Raw genomic sequence first — 19,759 nt, 5'->3', positions numbered from 1 at the left:
GCGCTGCGGTCAAGCGGAGCCAGCGGGAGCGTTTCGGGACACCAATCCCACATGTTGGGGTAGCGACGTGTTTTCGTTTGCTCACTCTGACGACACGAATGACCACTCTGGAGCTACATGCCCTGATCAAGGGCACTGTGGAAATGTAGGTATTAGTTGACCGGACTACAGGATGCGTGTCCTCCAACCGTTTCCTGCCTCACTGCGGCTTCCCAAACACGATCCCGTCTGATGAAATCGCGGCCGTGCCGCGCGTGGCGCCGGCCGTCGTTCCAGGCACGGATCGACGGGTCAGGCGCGGAGAAAACGACGGAGGCGATGTCGTGAGCACCGGACCGACGACCCTGCCCGCCAGCGGCGACGCCGAGCGCAACGGCCGGCGCAGGCTGCCCCGGCTGCGTGACGCCCGGATCCGGTCCAAGCTGGCGCTGATCCTGGTCGTTCCGGTGGCCGCCGTCATCGCGCTGGCCACAGTTCGTCTGATCTCGGTCGGTGAAGGCGCCTTCGATGCGACCCAGGCCCGCTCGCTCACCGCGCTCTCGACCAGGATCTCCGCCCTGACGAACGATCTGCACGCCGAGCGGATGGCCGCCGCCGCCTACCTGGCCTCGACCCAGCAGCAGGTCGACGCGTACAACCTGCGGGTGCGTCGTACCCAGGAGCGGGTCGACGCCTACCGCGCGGAGCGTGCCCGGGTCGGCGAGGTCCCGGCGGCGGTGCGCGACCGCCTGGCGACCATCGACCGGCACCTGGACACCCTCGACGGCACCCGTCAGGAAGTGCTGGACCGCCAGCAGATGCAGGTTGCCGAGGCCGTGTTGCGCTACGGCGTGGTCCTGGCCGACCTGGTCTCCTACAGCGACGGACTGGCCCAGTTGCCGGGCGAGGAGAGTCTCGCCGACAGCCGGCGGGCGGTGGCCGCCTTCGCCCGTGCCAAGGCGGCCGTCGCCGAGGAAGAGTCCATCGCGTTCACCGCACTGACCAACGGCCGGCTCGACACCGAGCAGTTCTCCACCTTCGTGGCCACCCTGACCGGTCAGCAGGAGGCGCTGCTGGCCTTCTCCCTGGCCGCCGACCCGGTCCAGCGGGCGCTGGTCAACAGCACCGTCTCCGGTGACGCCGTGGTGCTGGCCGACCGGATCGCCACCGACATCAGCCGCTCGGTCGGCCGGGACGCACCGGTCACCGCCCAGGAGGCCACGGCGGCGATCGGTGCGGTGCACGAACTGATGCGGTGGGCCGAGGTCGAGTTGCAGAACCGCCTCCTGGCCCAGGCCGAGCAGGCCCGCTCGGACGTGATCCGGCAGGCGATCGTCGAGACGACACTGGTGCTGCTCACCCTGATCATCGCGGTGACCCTGGCCGTGGTGCTGGCCCGCTCGCTCAACCACTCACTGCGTCGGCTCCGCGAGGGTGCCCTCTCGGTGGCCAACCACGACCTTCCCGAGGCGGTACGCCGCCTACAGGGCATGGGCAACGTCAGCGACGGCAGTGTCGAGGAGATCGTCCGCGAGGTACGGGACCCGATCAGGCTCGACAACCGTGACGAGGTGGGCCAGGTCGCATCGGCCTTCAACGTCGTACACCGGGAGGCCGTCCGGGTCGCGGCCGAGCAGGCGGCGCTGCGCAGCAGCGTCTCGGCGATGTTCCTCAACCTCGCCCGACGCAGTCAGACCCTGGTCGATCGGATGATCGGTGAGCTCGACGCGATCGAGCGCGGCGAGGAGGACCCGAAGCGCCTGGCCCAGCTCTTCGAGCTCGATCACCTGGCCACCCGAATGCGCCGCAACGACGAGAACCTGCTGGTGCTGGCCGGGGCCGACTCCGCGGTACCGCGCCGCGAAGACGCCCTGATGGTTGATGTGCTGCGCGCCGCCCAGTCCGAGGTGGAGCTCTACAACCGCATCGAGTTCGGCACGGTCGACACCGACGTGTCCGTGGCCGCCCACGCGGTCAACGACGTCGTACGGCTGGTGGCCGAACTGCTCGACAACGCCACCCGCTTCTCCCCGCCGAACACCACAGTGGTCGCCGACGGTCGGCGGATCCGCGACTACGTGCTCATCCAGATCGAGGACCGTGGCCTCGGTCTGACCGACGAGCAACTGGACACCCTCAACCGGCGGCTCGCCGCTCCTCCCACGGTCGACGTCGCGGCGTTCCGGCTGATGGGTCTGGCCGTGGTCAGCCGGCTGGCGGCGCGTTACAGCATCCGGGTCGAGCTGCGCCGTAACGTCGAGGGCGGCACGGTCGCCCAGATCACGCTGCCGGCGGCCACGGTGATCCTGCCGAGCCTCAGGGGCCGGGACCAGGCGATCACCCGACCGCGTCAGCCGTTGGCGGTCGAGCCGGCCCCGACCGGTGCCGGTGACCCTCTGGCCGCCGCAGGGCGCAGCACCACCGCGACCCTCAGCGACCGGTGGCGCAGCGCCCCGACCGCCACACCGTGGCCGGTCGCCGAACCGACCCCGCCGCAAACCCCACCGGCTCACCTGTCGCCACCGGCCTACGCCGGCGGTTTCAGCGCCGGGACGCCCACGGTCGCGCAGCCGACCATCGATCCGCTGTCCTACCGGACGGCCAACTCGACCGGCGACCCGCACCCGGCCGCACCCGTGCTGCCGGCCGGCCCGGTCGCCGGTGCCGCGGTCACCACCACCAACGGGTTCGCACCGGCCGCGGCTCCCAGCGGGTTCGCGCCGACGGCGGGCCAGGGTCCCGGTGGCGGCCAGGACACCCCGATGTTCGGCGGGCTGGGCGCCAGTCTGGCCGCGACCGCCCCGCTGGCCAGCGCGCCGATCACCGCACCCGCGGAGCCACCGCAGGCCGAGGCGCCGATCTTCCGCGAGATGGAGGCGGTCTGGTTCCGGTCGCACGGTAACGACGTGACGGCCATCTTCAACCGGCCGCAGTTCGACGAGCCGTCGGCGAACGCCGCCGTCCCGACCGTCGCCGCAGCCACCGCTGACGTGTCGACACCGGCCGTGAAGCCGACCCAGGGACGCACCCCGCTGCCCACCCGTACGCCGGGTGCGGCCGCCGGTGGGGCCTCCCTACAGCCGCCGTCGTACCCGGTGTTCTCCGGCGGATCGACCGGCGCTCAGCCGGCGGCTCCAACCCCGGCTCCAACCCCGGCGCCGGCCCCGGCCGCGCCGACCCCGCCACCGGCGGCCATGCCTGCCGCGGCCCCGGCTGCGTCGGCCCCGCCAGCGGCGTCGACTGCCGAATCGTCCGCCGCGGCCGACGAGGCCTGGCGGACCGCAGCGGACGAGGGCTGGACGCGCGCCAGCCAGGCGGCCGAGCCCACCCCGGCCGGGACGACCCGGTCCGGGCTGCCGAAGCGGGTGCCGCAGGCGCAGCTGGTGCCCGGTGGAATCGAACCCCGCAACGGACGGGAACAGAGTCGGCGTACGCCGGATGAAGTCCGCGGCCTGCTGTCGGCCTACCACCGCGGCGTCCAGCGCGGCCGAACCGCCGGCGCGAGTCAGAACAGCACCTCGACCAAGGAGACGAGCCGATGAACAGGCCTGCGGCCATGCAGGACATGGGTTGGCTACTGACCAACTTCGCCGACAGCGTGGCGGGTATCGCCCACGTGGTGGCGGTGTCCGCGGACGGGCTGCTGCTCGCCTCCTCCCGCGACCTGCCGACGGACCGTGCGGACCAGCTCGCGGCCATCACCTCCGGGGTGGTCAGCCTGACCGAGGGTGCCGCGCGGATGTTCAGTGCCGGCGGGGTGTTGCAGACCGTCATCGAGATGGACAGCGGCTACCTGTTCCTGATGTCCATCAGCGACGGTTCGTCGATGGCGGTGCTCGCGGCGCGTAGCTGCGACGTCGGTCAGGTGGGTTACGAGATGGCTCTGCTGGTCGAGCGGGTGGGCGCGGCGCTGGTGCCGCTGCCCCGGGACGCGGTGCGGTCGTAACCCACGATGCCACGGCGGACGGGAGAGGAGGTGATTGCGGATGGATCCACGACGTGACCCGCGGGGTGCTCTGGTGCGGCCGTACGCGGTCACCCGGGGGCGTACCGAACCGCTTCGGGACATCGCCCTGGAAGCGGTGCTGGTCGCCAGCCCCACCCAGATCGCCGAGTCGCGGTTTGCCGGGCACGACAAGCATCGCATCGCGATGGTCTGCGAGGGCCGCCCCGAGTCGTTGGTGGAGATCGCCGCGTACACCCGGCTACCGCTGGGTGTCGCTCGGGTGCTGGTCGCCGACATGGTCTCCGAGGGCCTGCTGACTCTACAAACGGCTGCTCCCGCCACAGGTTTCGAGGAGCGGATGGAAATGCTGGGAAGGGTGCTGAGTGGACTTCGCGAGCTATGACCCCGCCGGGGCCCGCCAGAGCCGGGGAATCATCTCCGCGAAGATCGTCGTCGCGGGTGGCTTCGGTGTCGGCAAGACCACGTTGGTCGGGGCGATCTCGGAGATCACACCGCTGACCACCGAGGCGGTGATGACCGCGGCGGGTGTCGGTATCGACGACTCGTCCAAGGTGCCGGGCAAGGAGACCACCACGGTCGCCATGGACTTCGGCCGGATCACCATGGCGCAGGATCTGATCCTGTACCTCTTCGGCACGCCTGGTCAGACCCGGTTCTGGTTCATGTGGGACGAGATCATCCGTGGTGCGGTGGGCGCTGCCGTACTGGTGGACACCCGCCGGATCACGGATGCGTTCGCACCGTTGGACTATTTCGAGAACCGCAGGCTGCCGTACGTGGTCGCCTTGAACCGGTTCGACGGCGCGCCGCAGTACGACCTGGACGAGGTGCGTGAGGCGCTGGCCATCTCCCCGGATGTACCGCTGGTGATGACCGACGCCCGGCGGCGCGACGCGGTCAAGCAGGTGATGGTGACCGTCGTCGAACACGCAATGGCTCGGCTCCAGGCCGAGCACGACCGGGGTTTCCCGACTCCGGTCGGCTGACCTGGAAGGGGCACCCGTCCCGCCTGCCCGGCGTTCCCGGGTCTCGGCGGGACGGGTACCCCTCGTCTGTCAGGGCCCTTACCTTCGCCTCAGTCGATGCGGAGGCGGTAGCCGCGTTTGACGACGGTCTGCACCACCCGGGGTGCCTTCAGGCCGGCCCGCAGCCGGGCCACCGCCATCTCCACAGCGTGCTCGTCGGCCCCGCGGGGCAGGGTCCGCAGCAGGGCGGTACGGGACAGCACCCGGCCCGGGGCCTGGGCCAGGGCCCGCAGCACCGCCATCGGCGCCGGAGCCAGGGGCCGCAGTTCGCCGTCCACCACGACGGCGTGTCCGCGCAGCGTGACCAGGTGCCCGGCGGCCTTGATGGTGACCGTACGCCTGGGTAGTTCGTCGACGATGGTGCGTACCAGGGCACCCAACCGGGCCCGACTGGGTGCGCTCACCGGCACCCCCCGGCGGACCAGCGGCTCGGCGGTCACCGGCCCGACACAACTGGCCAGCACATCACTACGCAACGCGGCCAGGACGGCCTCCGTCCGGTCCCCGGCGGCGCGCAGCAGCGCCTCCGCCGCCGGTGCCGAGGTGAAGGTGACCGCGTCCACCAGCCGACCGGCCACCAGGTCGACCAGCCGGTGCAGGGGGGCCGGATCGGTCGGTGGCGCCCAGCGGTAGACCGGGATCTCGATGACGGTCGCCCCGGCCTCCTCCAGGGCCCGGGTGCACTCGGGCTGCCGGTCGCCGTGCAGCTGCATGGCGATCACCTGCCCGGCCACCCCCCGCCGGCGCAGGTGCTCGACGACCTCCTCACAGCTCTCCGACTCCGGAGACCACTGGTCGTACAGGCCGGCCGCGCGGATCGCACCTCGTGCCTTGGGGCCCCGGGCCACCACGTACGAGTTGCTGAGCACCGAACGCAGCGGCTCGGCGACCCCCCAGCCTTCGGCGGCTTCCAGCCACCCGCGCATGCCGATCCCGGTGTTGGCCATCAGCACGTCCGGCGGCCGGTCCAGGCAGGCCCGGGTGGCCTCGCGCAGCGCGGTGTCGTCCGCGAGCGGCACGATCCGCAGCGCGGGGGCGAGCACCACCCGGGCGCCGCGCCGCTGGAGCAGCGCGGCGAGTTCGTCCCGCCGCCGGTCGGCGGTCACCCCGATGGTGAAGCCGGCCAGTTCCTCGCGCATTCACTCCTCCTGTCGCAGCCGCACCTCGACCATGCCGTCCCGGCACCGGATCTCGTGCCGGGTGACACAGATACCTGGCAGGTCGAGACAGTCCCCCGTACGCAGGTCGTACACCTGCTTGTGCAGCGGTGAGGCGACCGTGGGCACGCCGCGGCGGCTGCCCACGATGCCCCGGGACAGCACGTACGCGCCGGTGACCGGGTCTCGGTTCTCGATCGCGTACAACCCGTCGGCGGTCCGGAACAGCGCGACCTGGACGCCGTCGACCAGGGCGGCCACGCCCCGGTCCAGGTCCAGTCGGCTCAGCGGGCAGACGGTGTGCCAGCGCACGGTCGTCACGGTGTTCATCGCCGCACCTCCGGCAGCCCGAGGGTGACCGGTTGACGGCCGTCGGAGGTAGGGGGTCGACCCCCGGCGGGTACGGGTTGCCCGCGTTCGGTGACGAAGGTGATCGACGGGTCGGGTACGTCCGGCGCGTTGACGAAGGAGGTGAACCGGCCCAGTCGGTCCGGGTCGTCGAGCACGTCACGCCACTCGTCGGAGTAGGACGCGACGTGCCTGGCCATCGCGGCGTCGAGGTCGGCGCAGAGGCCGAGCGAGTCGTCCACGATGACCGCTCGCAGGTGGTCGAGGCCGCCGTCCATGGCCTCGATCCAGGCGGCGGTGCGTTGCAGCCGGTCGGCGGTGCGGACGTAGAACATCAGGAATCGGTCGATCATGGTGACCAGTTCCGCGGTGCTCAGATCGGTGGCGAACAGGTCGGCGTGCCGGGGTCGGAAGCCCCCGTTGCCGCCGAGGTAGAGGTTCCAGCCGGTCTCGGTGGCGATGATGCCGAAGTCCTTGCTGCGCGCCTCGGCGCACTCCCGGGCACAACCGGAGACCGCCGACTTGATCTTGTGAGGTGCGCGTAGCCCCCGGTAGCGCAGCTCCAGGGCGATGGCGAGGCCGACCGAGTCCTGCACCCCGTACCGGCACCAGGTGGAGCCGACGCAGGACTTCACCGTCCGCAGCGCCTTGCCGTACGCGTGACCGGACTCGAACCCGGCGTCGACCAGCCGACGCCAGATCTGCGGCAGTTGCTCCACCCGGGCCCCGAACAGGTCGATCCGCTGTCCACCGGTGATCTTCGTGTAGAGCTGGAAGTCCCGGGCCACCTCGCCGATGACGATGAGCTTCTCCGGGGTGATCTCCCCGCCGGGGATCCGGGGCACCACCGAGTAGCTGCCGTCGCGTTGCAGGTTCGCCAGGAAGTGGTCGTTGGTGTCCTGCAACGCGGCCTGCTCGCCGTCGAGGATGTGCCCGTTGCCGAGCGAGGCGAGGATCGAGGCGACTACCGGCTTGCAGATGTCGCAACCCCGGCCCTGCCCGTGTTCGGCGATCAACCGGGAGAACGTCCGGATGTCGCGTACCCGGACGATGTCGAACAGCTCCTGCCGGCTGAGGTCGAAGTGCTCGCACAGCGCCCGGGACTGGGTGACACCGGCCGCGTCGAGCAGTTGCTTGAGCATCGGCACGCAGGAACCGCAACTGGTGCCGGCCCGGGTGCACGCCTTCAGGGCGGCCACGTCCGCGCAGCCGCCCGCGATGGCCGCGTCGATGTCCGCGCGGGTCACCGCGTTGCAGGAACAGACCTGCGCGGAAGCCGGCAGCGCCCCCACCGTCGCATCGCCCGCACCGGCCGGGGCGAGCAACGCCAGCGGGGGCGCCGGCAGCGGTGCGCCCACGCTCGCCCGCAGGGTCGGGTACGCGCTGGCGTCACCCACCAGCACCCCGCCGAGCAGCGTCGTCGCGTCGTCGGAGAGGACCAGCTTGGCGTAGACCCGGGTGGCCGGATCGGTGTACGTCACGTCCAGGCAGCCCGGCGTGGTGCCGTGCGCGTCACCGAACGAGGCCACGTCGACGCCGAGCAGCTTGAGCTTGGTGGCGGTGTCCGCGCCGGGGAAGGTGGCCGCCCCGCCGACCAGCCGGTCGGCCACCACCTCGGCCATCGCGTACCCGGGCGCCACCAGGCCGTAGCAGGTCCCCTCGACGGCCGCGCACTCGCCGACCGCGTAGATCCGCTCGTCGCAGGTGCGGCAGGAATCGTCCACCAGCAGCCCGCCGCGCGGGCCGACGTCGAGCCCGGCCGCGCGGGCCAACTCGTCGCGGGGGCGGATGCCGGCGGCCACCACCACCAGGTCGGCGTCGAGCAGCGAGCCGTCGGCCAGCTCCAGGGCGGCGACCGTACCGTCCGGGCCGGGTCGCAGCGCGGTGGTGGCCACCCCGAGGTGGCAGCCCACCCCCAGTTCCTCCACGTAACGGCGCAGCAGGGCACCCCCGGCGGTGTCGATCTGAGCCGGCATCAGCCGGGGGGCGAACTCCACCACGCTGGTGGACAGGCCGAGCAGGCGCAGGGCGTTGGCGGCCTCCAGGCCGAGCAGGCCGCCCCCGATCACCGCGCCGGTCCGCCGGCCCCGGGCATGCTCCTCGATCGCCGCCAGGTCGTCCAGCGTCCGGTAGACGAACACCCCGGGCAGGCCGACGCCGTCCACCGGAGGCACGAACGCCGACGAGCCGGTGGCGAAGACCAGCACGTCGTACGGGTAATCGCCGCCCGCCGTGGTCACCACCCGGCGAGCCCGGTCCACCCCCAGGGCCGCCTCGCCGAGGCGCAACCGCACCCCGTCGTATGCGGTGTGCAGGTTCAGTTCGTCAGCCGAGACGCCGTCGAAGTACGCCGAGAGCCGCACCCGGTCGTACGCCGGCCGGGGCTCCTCGGCGAGCACGGTGACCCGCCAGCGGCCCTGCGGGTCCCGCGAACGCAGTGCGTCCACGAACCGCTGCCCGACCATGCCGTTGCCGATCACGACCACGTTGCCGCCGGTCATCGTCCCACCTCCACCGGATCCGCTCTGGACAACCAGTCGACGATGCCGGCGACGGCGTCCCGGCAGCTGCCGCAGCCGGTACCGGCCCTGGTCCCGGCGACGACCTCGTCGAACGTGCGCGCCCCGCTCCGCCAGCAGGTCACCAGCGCGCCCTTGCTGACCGTGTTGCACTGACACACCGTGGCCGTGTCGGGCATCAACGCCGGGGAGGCGGCCGGAGCCGCGACGGCCCCACCCACGGCCCGGCCGAGCAGCAGTGCCCGCCGGTCGGCGGGTACCGGGTGACCCCGGTCGAACAACTGGATGACCGTGCCCACCGACGGGTTGTCGCCGAGCAGGATCGCGGCGGCCAACCGCTCGTCGTGGATGCGCAGCCGGGCGTAGGTGCCCCGGGCCGGATCGGCGAAGGTCAACTCCTCGCCGGGGCCACTCGTCGGGTCACCCATCGCCGCGAGGTCGATGCCGGCCGCCTTGAGCCGGGTGACCACCGGCCGGGCCCGGTACCGGGCCTGCGGGTCCTGCCCGGTCAGCAGTTGGGCCACCACCCGGGCCTGCGCCCAGGCCGGGGCGACCAGCCCGGTCGGGGCCGTGCCGTGCTGCGCGCAGTCGCCGATCGCGGAGATCCGCGGGTCGCTGGTACGCAGCCGGTCGTCGACCAGCACGCCCCGACCTACCGTCAGGCCGGCCGCCTCGGCGAGCGTGGTGTCGGGACGTACCCCGCAGGCGAGGACCAGCAGGTCGGCGTCGAGCGTACGGCCGTCGGACAGGCTCAGCCGGACCCCGGAGGCGTCGGCCGTCAGGCTGGTCGGGGTGACGGCCAGGTGGGTGGTCACCCCGAGTTCGGCGAGGGTGCCGGCCAGGATCTCGCCGGCCATGGCGTCGAGTTGGCGTTCCATCAGGTGCGGCACCCGGTGCACCACCGCGACGTCCAGCCCTCGTGCGGCCAGCCCGCGGGCGGCCTCCAGGCCGAGCAGCCCACCGCCGAGCACCAGGGCGCGTCGCGCGCCGTCGGCCAGGGCGAGGATGCGCCGGCAGTCGGCCAGGGTCCGGAACGCGACCACCCGTTCCGGCGGCGACGTCGGGTCGAGGCCGGGCAGCGCCGGCACCACGGCCCGCGCGCCGGTGGCGAGCACCAGGTGGTCGTAGCCGATCCGGTCGCCGTCGTCGGTGCGTACCTCCCCGGCGGCACGGTCGATGGCCCGTACCGCGACTCCGGTACGCAGATCGACGCCCCGCCCGGTGGCCTCGGTCAGCTCCACGTCCGGCTCGCCGATCTTCCCGGCGAGCAGCGTGGACAGCATGATCCGGTTGTACGCCCGGTGCGGCTCCGCCCCGACCACTGTGACCTTGTCCTGGCCCCGGGCGTGCAACTCGGCGGCGAGGCGGGCTCCGGCCATGCCGTTGCCGACCACCACCACCCGCTCGCCGCGCATGGCGCTCTGCCCGGTCACGACGCCACCCGCTCCACCCGGACCGCGCAGATCTTGAATTCGGGCATGCCGGAGATCGGGTCGACGGCGTCGTTGGTGACGGAGTTGGCCCGGGCGGCGCCACCCCAGTGGAACGGTGCGAAGACGGTGTCCGGCCGGATCGCCGGGCTGAGCCGGGCCGGCGCGCGGAACTCGCCCCGCCGGGAGAGCACCCGCACCGGTTCGCCGTCGGCCACCCCGAGCCGCCCGGCGAGGTCGGGGTGCAGCTCCACGAAGGCGTCGGGAGCGGCCTGGCGCAGCGCGGCCACCCGGCGGGTCTGGGTGCCGGACTGGTACTGGGCGAGCACCCGGCCGGTGGTGAAGTGCAGCGGGTACTCCGCGCAGACCTCCTCGGCCGGCGGTCGGTGCTCCACCGGATGGAACCGGGCCCGCCCGTCGGGGGTGGCGAAGCCGTCGGCGAACAGTCGTGGCGAGTCCGGCCCGTCCTCGCGGGGGCACGGCCAGAACACGCCGTCCGCGGCGTCGATCCGCTCCCAGTCGATCCCGGCGTAGTCGGCGATCCCGCCGGCCGAGGCCCGCCGCAACTCCGCGAAGACGGTACGCGGGTCGGCGGCTAGCGCCGCTCGTTCGCTGTCGGCGGCTGCTTCGGCGTCGCTGTCGGCTGTTAACAGGGGGCCCTTGCTATGCACGAGGCGATAAGAAGGTGCCCCTCCTTCCAACCGGGCGGTGAGGGTGGCGAGGATGGCGAGGTCGGTGCGGACGCCGGGTGGGGGCGGGCGCAGGGCACGGCGACGCAGCACCCGACCCTCCAGGTTGGTCATGGTGCCGTCCTCCTCGGCCCACTGGGCGGTGGGCAGCACCACGTCGGCCAGCGCCGCCGTCTCGGAGAGCATCAGGTCGGCGACGACCAGCAGGTCCAGGTCGCGTATCCGGCTCTCGATCTTCGCCGCCCGAGGGGCGGAGACCACCGGGTTGGAGCCGAAGACCAACAGCGCACGCGGGCCGTCGTCGGTGCCCAGCGAATCCAGCAACTGGTACGCGGGCACCCCGGGGCCGGGCAGTTCGTCGGCGGGTACGCCCCACACCTGCGCGACGTGGGCGCGGGCCGCCGGGTCGTCGATCCGGCGGTATCCGGGCAGTTGGTCGGCCTTCTGCCCGTGCTCGCGGCCACCCTGCCCGTTGCCCTGCCCGGTCAGGCAGCCGTACCCGGAGCCGGGGCGGCCGGGCAGGCCGAGCGCCAGGGCGAGGTTGACGAAGCCGGTGACCGTGTCGACGCCCTTGGCGTGCTGTTCCGCGCCGCGTGCGGTGAGGATGATCGCCCGTTGCGCGGTGCCGAGGGCGCGGGCGGTCGCCTCCAGGTCGGCCACCGGCACGCCGGAGAGCGCCTCGGCCCGCGCCGGCCACCAACCCGCCACCGTGCGCCGGACGTCGGTGAAGCCGGTGGTACGGGTGGCCACGTAGTCGTGGTCGACGTAGCCCTCGGTCAGGGCGATGTGCAGCAGCGCGTTGGCCACCGCCAGGTCGGTGCCGGGCAGTGGTTGCAGGTGCAGGTCGGCCTGCCGGGCGGTGGCGGTGACCCGGGGGTCGACCACGATCAGCGTGCCGCCGCGCTGCCGCATCTCGGTGAGCCACCGCACCAGCGGGGGCATGGTCTCCGCCGGATTCGCGCCGACCAGCAGCAGGGTGTCGGCGTGCCCGAGGTCGGACAGCGGGAACGGCAGTCCACGATCGACACCGAAGGCGCGCATCCCGGCGGCGGCGGCCGACGACATGCAGAACCGTCCGTTGTAGTCGATGTTGCGGGTGCCCAGCGTGACCCGGGCGAACTTGCCCAGCGCGTACGCCTTCTCGTTGGTGAGCCCGCCGCCACCGAAGACGGCGACCGCGTCGTGGCCGTGCCGTCGCTGCACCTCGCCGATGCCGGTGGCGATGCGGTCCAGCGCGGCCTCCCAGCTGGCCGGGCGGAGTTCGCCGCTGGCCGGGTCGCGCAGCAGCGGGGTGGTCAGCCGGTCCGGGTGGGTCAGCAGCTCGGCCGAGGTCCAGCCCTTCTGACACAGGCCGCCGCGGTTGGTGGGGAACTGCCGGGGGAGTACGGACACCCGGCCGTCCTGCTCACGCAGCGTCATCCCGCACTGAAGGGCGCAGTACGGGCAGTGCGTCGCCACCTCCCGGGGCGTGCGCCCCGGTGCTGTCGCCGACCGTGCACCGTCTGTCATGTCGGCAAAGCGTGCCGCCGCCCAGTTTCCGGCCCGCGTCCCGTTTGTTTCGGTCCTGTCAAGTGCCGCTCACACCGCACGGCGGCAACGCATCGGATCGCATGGCCTGGAATGTGGAACGACACTTCCGCATAATGGGAGGTCGGAGGTGGTTGCCGTGGACGTGACTGAGGCGTTCGACGCCACAGCCGGTAGTTACGCTGCGGCCCGGCGACGTCTGGCTTCGGCGGACACGCCCCGGACCAGTCCGACGATGTACGGATCGGATGACTGGTGGTCATACCGGCGGTAGTCTGTCTGGCATGACAGCCAAGGTGACTCTGTCGTTCTCCGACGAGACGATCGCGGACGCCCGACGGTTCGCCAAACGGGAAGGGCTCTCCCTCTCCGCCTGGATGGACCAGGCCGCGCGGGAGAAGGCGCTGCGTGAGGTCTTCGCGGCCCACGCCGCCGCGGTGGGCCGGGCCGGGCTGGATCTGGAGGCCGCCTCGCTGGCCGATGCGCAGGAGGTGGGCCTGGTCGACGACCTGCTCTTCGGTGGTCGCCCACGTGCTGCGTAGGGGCGAGGTCTGGCGGATCGAGGGGGCCCGCGAGCGGCTCGGGCTGGTGATCAGCTCCGACGTCTACAACTCCACCGCCGTGCCCATCGTGATCGTCGCCGAGGTGGTCGAGGCGGCACTGCTGCGTGACTCACCGCTGGCGGTGCCGATGGGTGGCTGGGTGGTGATGCCCGACCGGATCTCCTCGCCGATGAAGAAGTGGTTCACCGAGTGCGTGGACGTGGCCGACGCCGAGACGATGCGCCATGTCGATCGGGCGCTGCGCATCATCCAGCAACTCTGAACCGGCGCGTCTCACCGCGCACCCCGGCCGGTGGTGCGCTTCCCGTTGCCGGGTCGACCCGAAGGACGAACGCCGCGGTAACTGTCGATTCCTAGCTTCAGCGCCATGACCACGACGAGCGCGCAACCCGAGGTCGTCCAGGAGGAGATCCTGGACCGCCGCCCCGGCCGCTGGATCGGGCACTGGGCACCGGAGGACCACACCTTCTGGCGTACGACCGGCAGCCGGATCGCCCGCCGCAACCTCATCTGGTCGATCTTCGCTGAACACGTCGGCTTCTCGGTGTGGTTGCTGTGGAGCATCGTCGTCGTCCGGCTCGGTGACGCCGGTTGGCAGTTGACCACCAGCCAGGCGCTCTGGCTGACCGCCGTGCCGAGCGGAGTCGGCGCGTTGCTGCGGTTGCCGTACACCTTCGCCGTGCCGGTGTTCGGCGGCCGGAACTGGACGATCGTCTCCGCCCTCCTGCTGATCGTGCCGTGCGCGGGCCTGGCCTGGGCGGTCGAGCGGCCGGAGCTCGGCTTCCCGGTGTTGTTGCTGATCGCCGCCACCGCCGGGTTCGGCGGCGGCAACTTCGCCTCCAGCATGGCGAACATCTCGTTCTTCTATCCGGAGCGGGAGAAGGGCTGGGCCCTGGGCCTCAACGCCGCCGGTGGCAACATCGGCGTGGCGGTGGTGCAGTTCCTGGTTCCGCAGGTGATCGTGCTCGGTGGCGGGCTGGCACTGGCCCGGGCCGGGCTGATGTACATCCCGCTGGCGGTGATCGCCGCGGTCTGCGCGTACCTGTGCATGGACAACCTGGTCGAGGCGAAGGCCGACGTGCGGCCGGTCTGGTCGTCGCTGCGGCATCGGGACACCTGGATCATGTCCCTGCTGTACATCGGCACCTTCGGCTCGTTCATCGGCTACTCGGCGGCCTTCCCGACCTTGCTCACCTCGGTGTTCGGTCGGCCGGACGTCGCACTGACCTGGGCGTTCCTCGGCGCGGCGGTCGGCTCGTTCTGCCGCCCCTTCGGCGGTCGGCTCTCCGACGTGGTGGGCGGTGCCCGGGTGACGATGGTCAGCTTCGTGCTGATGGCCGTCGGCGCCCTGGCCGCGCTCTGGTCGGTCGAACAGCGCAGCCTGGGGGTCTTCTTCGTGGCCTTCCTGATGCTGTTCGTGGCCACCGGTGTCGGCAACGGCTCGACCTACCGGATGATCAGTCGGATCTTCCAGGTGAAGGGGGAGGAGTTGGGCGGCTCGCCGGAGGTGATGCTGGCGATGCGCCGGCAGGCCGCCGGCGCGTTGGGCATCATCTCGGCGGTCGGTGCCCTCGGCGGTTTTCTGGTGCCGATCTGTTACGCCTGGGCCCGGTCGACCTATGGTGGGATCCAGCCGGCGCTGCGGTTCTACGTGGGCTTCTTCCTGGTGCTGCTCCTGCTCACCTGGGTGGCGTACCTGCGTCCGGGGGCCCGATTGGCGCGGGCCGGGGTGTGATCAGGGCCATTCCCGACGCCGTCGGTACGCCTGTCGGACCCCGTTTTGACCGGCCGGGCAGGCTGCGGGTATCGTTGCCTGCTGTTGTACGACATCTGTGGGCGTGCCGCCTGAGGTACGCTTGGTCGTTCGTGCGCGCTGGTCCGGCTGGGGGAAGTCCTGGTCACCTCGGCGCGCGACCCCAGACCGACGACGAGACAAGGTAGACCTGTGCGTACGTACAGCCCGAAGCCGGGTGAGATCGAGCGTCAGTGGCACGTCATCGACGCCTCTGATGTCGTGCTGGGCCGCCTGGCCACCCACGCCGCCACGCTGCTGCGGGGCAAGCACAAGCCGACTTTCGCGCCGCACGTTGACACGGGCGACTTCGTCGTCGTCGTGAACGCGGGCAAGGTCGCGCTGACCGGCAACAAGCGCCAGCAGAAGATCGCTTACCGGCACTCCGGTTACCCGGGTGGCCTCAAGCAGGTCGGCTACGAGGAGTTGCTTTCCAAGCGCCCCGAGCGGGCCATCGAGCTGGCTGTCAAGGGGATGCTCCCGCACAACAAGCTCGGCCGTCAGCTGATCAAGAAGCTGAAGGTCTACGCCGGTGCAGAGCACCCGCACGGCGCGCAGCAGCCGGTGCCGTTCGAGATCAAGCAGATCGCGCAGTGAGCGCGGGCGAAGGAAGCAGCATGACCGACATCACCGCCACCGAGGTCGCCCCTGAGGCCACCGAGGCGCCGGCGCCCGTCGCCCGCGCGCCTCGTGGTGACCGCCCGATCCAGACCGTGGGCCGCCGCAAGGAAGCCATCGTCCGGGTCCGGATCGTGCCGGGCACCGGCAAGATCACCTGCAACGGCCGGGAGCTTGAGGCCTACTTCCCGAGCAAGGTGCACCAGCAGCTGATCAAGGACCCGCTGGTCACCGCCGAGAAGCCCGAGGCGTTCGACGTCATCGCCAACCTGCGTGGCGGCGGCACCACCGGCCAGGCCGGTGCGCTGCGGCTGGCCATCGCCCGGGCGCTGATCGTCAACGAGCCGGACGACCGCCCGGCCCTGAAGAAGGCCGGCTTCCTGACCCGGGACGCCCGGGTCAAGGAGAGCAAGAAGTACGGCCTCAAGAAGGCCCGTAAGGCTCCTCAGTACTCGAAGCGCTGATCTTCAGCCGCACCTTGTACTTCTGACGGACGGCCGGTCCGCCTCCCTCGACTGGGAGGTGGGCCGGCCGTTTCCGCCTCTGCGTCACAGGGCATTTCCCTCCTTCTCGCAGGGTATTTTCTCCCACAACGGTTGTTTAATCGGAGGTTGGCGGGTATGGGCCGGTTGTTCGGTACGGACGGGGTACGCGGGCGGGCGAACGCCGATCTCACCCCGGAGTTGGCGCTTTCGGTGGCGATCGCCGCCGCCCACACCCTTGCCGAATCCGACCGCAGTCATGCCCCCATTGCCGTGGTCGGGCGGGACACCCGGGCCAGCGGCGAGATGCTGGAGGCCGCTGTGGTGGCCGGGCTGACCAGCGCAGGCGCGACCGTCATCCGGGTCGGTGTGCTGCCCACCCCGGCGGTGGCCTTCCTCACCGCAGAGGCCAAGGCGGACCTGGGGGTGATGCTGTCGGCCTCACACAACCCGATGCCGGACAACGGGATCAAGCTTTTCGCGGCCGGTGGGCACAAGCTGCCCGACGAGATCGAGATGCGGATCGAGGCGGCCATCGAGGCCAACGGCAGTGTCGCCTGGCAGCGTCCGGTCGGCGCGGGAGTCGGCCGGGTGCACGACCTGCTCGACGGCGCCGACCACTACGTGCAGCATCTCGTCGGCACGGTGCCGCACCGCCTCGACGGGATCAAGGTCGTGGTCGACTGCGCCAACGGCGCCGCCGCCGAGGTGGCTCCGGTGGCGTACCGGGAGGCCGGTGCCGAGGTCATCGCGATCCATGCCGAGCCGGACGGGCTGAACATCAACGACGAGTGCGGGTCGAACCACATCGAGGCCCTGCGTCAGGCCGTGGTCGAGCACGGCGCCCACCTGGGCATCGCGCACGACGGTGACGCCGACCGGTGCGTCGCGGTGACCGCCGACGGCGAGGAGGTCGACGGCGACCAGGTGATGGCGATCCTGGCCCTGGCCATGCGGGACGCCGGCACCCTGACCGCGGACACCGTGGTCGCCACCGTGATGAGCAACCTCGGTCTGCGCCTGGCCATGTCCGCCCAGGGCATCCGGCTGATCGAGACCAAGGTCGGCGACCGGTACGTGCTGGAGGAGTTGCGCGCCTCCGGGCTGGCCCTCGGTGGTGAGCAGAGTGGGCACATCGTGATGCCGGCGTACGCCACCACCGGCGACGGGGTGTTGACCGGACTGCACCTGATGGCCCGGATGGCGGCCACCGGCCGTACCCTGGCCGACCTGGCGGGGGTGGTGACCAAGCTGCCGCAGGTGCTGATCAACGTGCCGGTCGGTGACCGTACCGTGGGCGCCGCGGCACCGGCCGTCCGGGCCGAGGTCGAGCGGGCCGAGGCCGAGTTGGGCGAGACCGGCCGGGTGCTGCTGCGCCCCTCGGGCACCGAGCCGCTGGTCCGGGTGATGGTCGAGGCGGCCACCGAGGAGGCCGCCCAGCAGGTCGCCGAACGCATCGCCGCCCTGGTCCGCACCGCCAGCCCCGCCTCCTGAACCCGTCTCGCCACAGGGGTGCGCCCTGAGCGGGGTCAGCATCCCTCCCGCGAGTGAGTATCGGGCGAAATAGGGCATAGCTCTCCTTCCCCTACAAATGGGTCGATAGGCTGCGGCCGAATCGACATCCAGTGGGGGAAGTGAATGGGCACTCTTATTCGAACGCGGCGGGCCGGCGTCCTTCGGACATCGTGGACAGCCATCGCGGTGCTGTTCCTGGCGGCCCTGTCGCTCGGTGCCGCGCCTGCCCATGCGGCATCGGCGGTGGGTGCGGCGTCCAGGTACGCGGCACCGGCAGTGGGTGCGGCGGTCGGTCCCGTCAATCCCGTGGATCCGGCGCTGAGCTTCGGGGTGATGACCGAGGGCGACGCCGCTCTCCTCGGGGACGAGAACGAGGGCACCATCGCGGTCGGCGGCAACCTGAGGTTCGGCAACTACCAGGTCGCGAACCAGACGGCCGGCTCCTTCATCGCGCCCGGTGACAGTGTCCCCTCGGCGCTGGTGGTCGGCGGCCGCGTCGACTTCGCCAACAGCGTACCGGGCACCCGGCTCCAGGTCCTCTCCGGCGGATACGCAAAGGTCGGTGACCTGACCGGTACGTTCGTCCGGGACACCGACAACAACGGTGCGGCCGTCAACACCCGCATCCTGCCGGCCAACGACTACGAGGCCACCCCCCGGGTGGAGTTGACCGTCCGGCAGGATCCGGACGATGTCGGTCCCACCTCCCCGATCGACTTCGCGGCGGCGTTCCAGACCTTCCGCAGCACCTCGAATGCCCTCGCCACCTGTGCGAACACCGTGGTCCTGCGAAACCCCGAAGGCGAGGTGCTGCCGCGGCCGATTCCGCCCGGCAGCAATGCGGTGGTCACCCTGGCTCCTGGGGTGACAAATGTGCTGAACATCAGCGCCACCGACCTGAACAACATCGACATCCTGACCTTCGAGGACCGGCCGACGGCGAGTACGCCCCTGCTGGTGAACGTCGACACCAGTGAGGTCGGCGACGAATTCGACTGGGAGGTGCCGATCTTCGCCGGCATCGGCGGTGAGGAAGCCCGCTACATCCTGTTCAATTTCCCCACCGCCACCGAACTCACGCTCACCGCGGGGTCAGCGAGCCTTGAGGGAACCATCTACGCCCCCAACGCGGACCTGACCGATCTGGCGTCCTCCAACACCGAGGGCACCATCATCACCCGCACCTTCGAGCACCGCAGCGGTGAGGTCCACTACTTCCCGTTCGCCACCACGCTCACCTGCAACGGGGAGGCCCCTGCCGGAATCAGCGTGGTCAAGTCGTCGACGACGACGGTGATCAACGAGGTGGGTCAGCAGGTGCCGTACCGGTACCTGGTGACGAACACCGGTGAGGTGACGCTGACGGAGGTCACCGTGACGGACGTGCGGACCCCGCCGTCCTCGGGTGCCGATCTGGGCCCGATCAGTTGCCCGGACACGGAGCTGGCACCCGGTGAGTCGGTGACGTGTACGGCGACGTACACGGTGACGCAGGCGGATCTGGATGCGGGCGAGGTGGCGAACACGGCGACGGCGTCGGGGGTGACCCCCCAGGGTGAGACGGTGACGTCGCCACCCTCGTCGGTGAGGATTCCCGCGCAGACCGGTACGGCGTCGATCTCCCTGGTGAAGTCGTCCTCGAAGAAGATCGTGCACCGCGTCGGCGAGAGTGTCGTCTACCGGTTCCTCGTCACCAACACCGGCTCGGTTCCGCTGACCCAGGTGACTGTCACGGACACCCTCGCCGCGCCGGCGGACCCGGCGAACCTCAGCCCGATCGTCTGCGGGCCGGATCAGACCCCCAACGGTCAGGTCACCCTGGCCGCCGGCGCGTCGGTGACGTGTACGGCCACCTACACGGTGGGCAAGGCGGACCTCCGCAATGGTGCGATCACCAACACGGCAACCGCGACCGGCACGCCCCCGTCCGGACCGGCGCCGGTCTCGCCGGAGTCCCGCCTGACCATCCGGGTGAAGGGAATGCTGCCGGTCACCGGCAGCTCGTCACTGATGCCGCTGCTCGGCATGGGTGCGGCAGCGCTGGGCGCGGGTTCGGTCCTGCTGCTGATCACGCGACGGCGCGTCCGGCACGAGCTCGGGGCGTAATCGCCTGACCTGTCGGTGGGCCGGGACCTGGACGGTCCCGGC

The 19,759-nt window shown here is 71.3% G+C and carries 15 protein-coding genes and 3 pseudogenes; 12 read left to right on the top strand and 6 right to left on the bottom strand.

All coding sequences use genetic code 11. From position 1 onward, the window contains the following. Positions 1-323: 323 nt before the first annotated feature. Genes ACLQ2T_RS03050 through ACLQ2T_RS03035 form a run of 4 tightly spaced genes read left to right on the top strand, consistent with a single transcriptional unit; the run spans position 324 to position 4,932 of the window. Positions 324-3,521, top strand: coding sequence for a nitrate- and nitrite sensing domain-containing protein (locus ACLQ2T_RS03050; RefSeq protein ID WP_425764462.1), 3,198 nt, complete (start codon positions 324-326; stop codon positions 3,519-3,521). Further along, complete coding sequence (locus ACLQ2T_RS03045; RefSeq protein ID WP_067313320.1) at positions 3,518-3,925, top strand: roadblock/LC7 domain-containing protein; 408 nt, start codon at positions 3,518-3,520, stop codon at positions 3,923-3,925. The genes ACLQ2T_RS03050 and ACLQ2T_RS03045 overlap by 4 nt, the downstream gene beginning before the upstream one ends. Positions 3,926-3,965: 40 nt before the next feature. After that, complete coding sequence (locus tag ACLQ2T_RS03040; protein WP_425764461.1) at positions 3,966-4,328, top strand: DUF742 domain-containing protein; 363 nt, start codon at positions 3,966-3,968, stop codon at positions 4,326-4,328. Next, positions 4,309-4,932 carry a GTP-binding protein gene (locus tag ACLQ2T_RS03035; protein ID WP_327024063.1) on the top strand — a complete coding sequence of 208 codons (624 nt, stop codon included), beginning with the start codon at positions 4,309-4,311 and terminating at the stop codon, positions 4,930-4,932. Before ACLQ2T_RS03040 ends, ACLQ2T_RS03035 begins: the two co-directional genes overlap by 20 nt. An 89-nt stretch (positions 4,933-5,021) precedes the next feature. On the opposite strand, the gene ACLQ2T_RS03030 is transcribed toward ACLQ2T_RS03035, so the two are convergent. From ACLQ2T_RS03030 to ACLQ2T_RS03005, 6 genes and pseudogenes are all read right to left on the bottom strand, one after another. Then, positions 5,022-6,110: a uroporphyrinogen-III synthase gene (locus ACLQ2T_RS03030; RefSeq protein WP_425764460.1), complete on the bottom strand. Its 1,089-nt coding sequence runs from the start codon at positions 6,108-6,110 to the stop codon at positions 5,022-5,024. Continuing rightward, entirely contained in the window at positions 6,111-6,458 is a 348-nt protein-coding gene (gene nirD / locus ACLQ2T_RS03025; RefSeq protein ID WP_425764459.1) for a nitrite reductase small subunit NirD, read from the bottom strand. Continuing rightward, a complete protein-coding gene (gene nirB / locus ACLQ2T_RS03020; protein WP_425764458.1) occupies positions 6,455-8,977 on the bottom strand; it encodes a nitrite reductase large subunit NirB in 2,523 nt (840 codons plus the stop codon). The genes nirD and nirB overlap by 4 nt, the downstream gene beginning before the upstream one ends. Continuing rightward, complete coding sequence (locus tag ACLQ2T_RS03015; RefSeq protein ID WP_425764857.1) at positions 8,974-10,410, bottom strand: FAD-dependent oxidoreductase; 1,437 nt, start codon at positions 10,408-10,410, stop codon at positions 8,974-8,976. The genes nirB and ACLQ2T_RS03015 overlap by 4 nt, the downstream gene beginning before the upstream one ends. Positions 10,411-10,424: 14 nt before the next feature. Further along, a pseudogene (locus ACLQ2T_RS03010) lies at positions 10,425-11,021 on the bottom strand (molybdopterin oxidoreductase family protein); the annotation flags it as partial. A gap of 101 nt (positions 11,022-11,122) precedes the next feature. Continuing rightward, positions 11,123-12,623: pseudogene (locus ACLQ2T_RS03005) on the bottom strand (molybdopterin oxidoreductase family protein); the annotation flags it as partial. Positions 12,624-12,925: 302 nt separating this feature from the next. Between ACLQ2T_RS03005 and ACLQ2T_RS03000 the strand changes: the two are divergent. From ACLQ2T_RS03000 to ACLQ2T_RS02965, 8 genes and pseudogenes are all read left to right on the top strand, one after another. Then, positions 12,926-13,183, top strand: coding sequence for a hypothetical protein (locus ACLQ2T_RS03000; RefSeq protein ID WP_425764457.1), 258 nt, complete (start codon positions 12,926-12,928; stop codon positions 13,181-13,183). Next, positions 13,161-13,466 carry a type II toxin-antitoxin system PemK/MazF family toxin gene (locus ACLQ2T_RS02995; protein ID WP_425764456.1) on the top strand — a complete coding sequence of 102 codons (306 nt, stop codon included), beginning with the start codon at positions 13,161-13,163 and terminating at the stop codon, positions 13,464-13,466. Before ACLQ2T_RS03000 ends, ACLQ2T_RS02995 begins: the two co-directional genes overlap by 23 nt. A gap of 105 nt (positions 13,467-13,571) precedes the next feature. After that, positions 13,572-14,939, top strand: coding sequence for an MFS transporter (locus ACLQ2T_RS02990; protein ID WP_425764455.1), 1,368 nt, complete (start codon positions 13,572-13,574; stop codon positions 14,937-14,939). A 210-nt stretch (positions 14,940-15,149) separates the two neighbouring features. Next, the gene (gene rplM / locus ACLQ2T_RS02985) at positions 15,150-15,593 is read left to right on the top strand and encodes a 50S ribosomal protein L13 (RefSeq protein ID WP_013735896.1); all 444 of its coding nucleotides are present in this window, start codon (positions 15,150-15,152) and stop codon (positions 15,591-15,593) included. A gap of 20 nt (positions 15,594-15,613) precedes the next feature. Then, positions 15,614-16,078, top strand: coding sequence for a 30S ribosomal protein S9 (gene rpsI, locus ACLQ2T_RS02980; RefSeq protein ID WP_425764454.1), 465 nt, complete (start codon positions 15,614-15,616; stop codon positions 16,076-16,078). A gap of 156 nt (positions 16,079-16,234) precedes the next feature. Next, on the top strand, positions 16,235-17,590 hold the full coding sequence (gene glmM, locus ACLQ2T_RS02975) for a phosphoglucosamine mutase (RefSeq protein WP_425764453.1): 1,356 nt from the start codon (positions 16,235-16,237) through the stop codon (positions 17,588-17,590). Positions 17,591-17,797: 207 nt separating this feature from the next. Further along, positions 17,798-19,171 (top strand): annotated as a pseudogene (locus ACLQ2T_RS02970) (collagen-binding domain-containing protein); the annotation flags it as partial. Further along, positions 19,154-19,717: a DUF7507 domain-containing protein gene (locus tag ACLQ2T_RS02965; protein WP_425764856.1), complete on the top strand. Its 564-nt coding sequence runs from the start codon at positions 19,154-19,156 to the stop codon at positions 19,715-19,717. The pseudogene ACLQ2T_RS02970 and the gene ACLQ2T_RS02965, both read left to right, overlap by 18 nt. Positions 19,718-19,759: the final 42 nt, after the last annotated feature.

This window comes from Micromonospora sp. DT229, from assembly GCF_049844505.1.
Lineage (GTDB): Bacteria > Actinomycetota > Actinomycetes > Mycobacteriales > Micromonosporaceae > Micromonospora.
The sequence above is the reverse complement of the archived record's forward strand: the minus strand, read 5'-3'. Positions and strand labels throughout refer to the sequence as shown.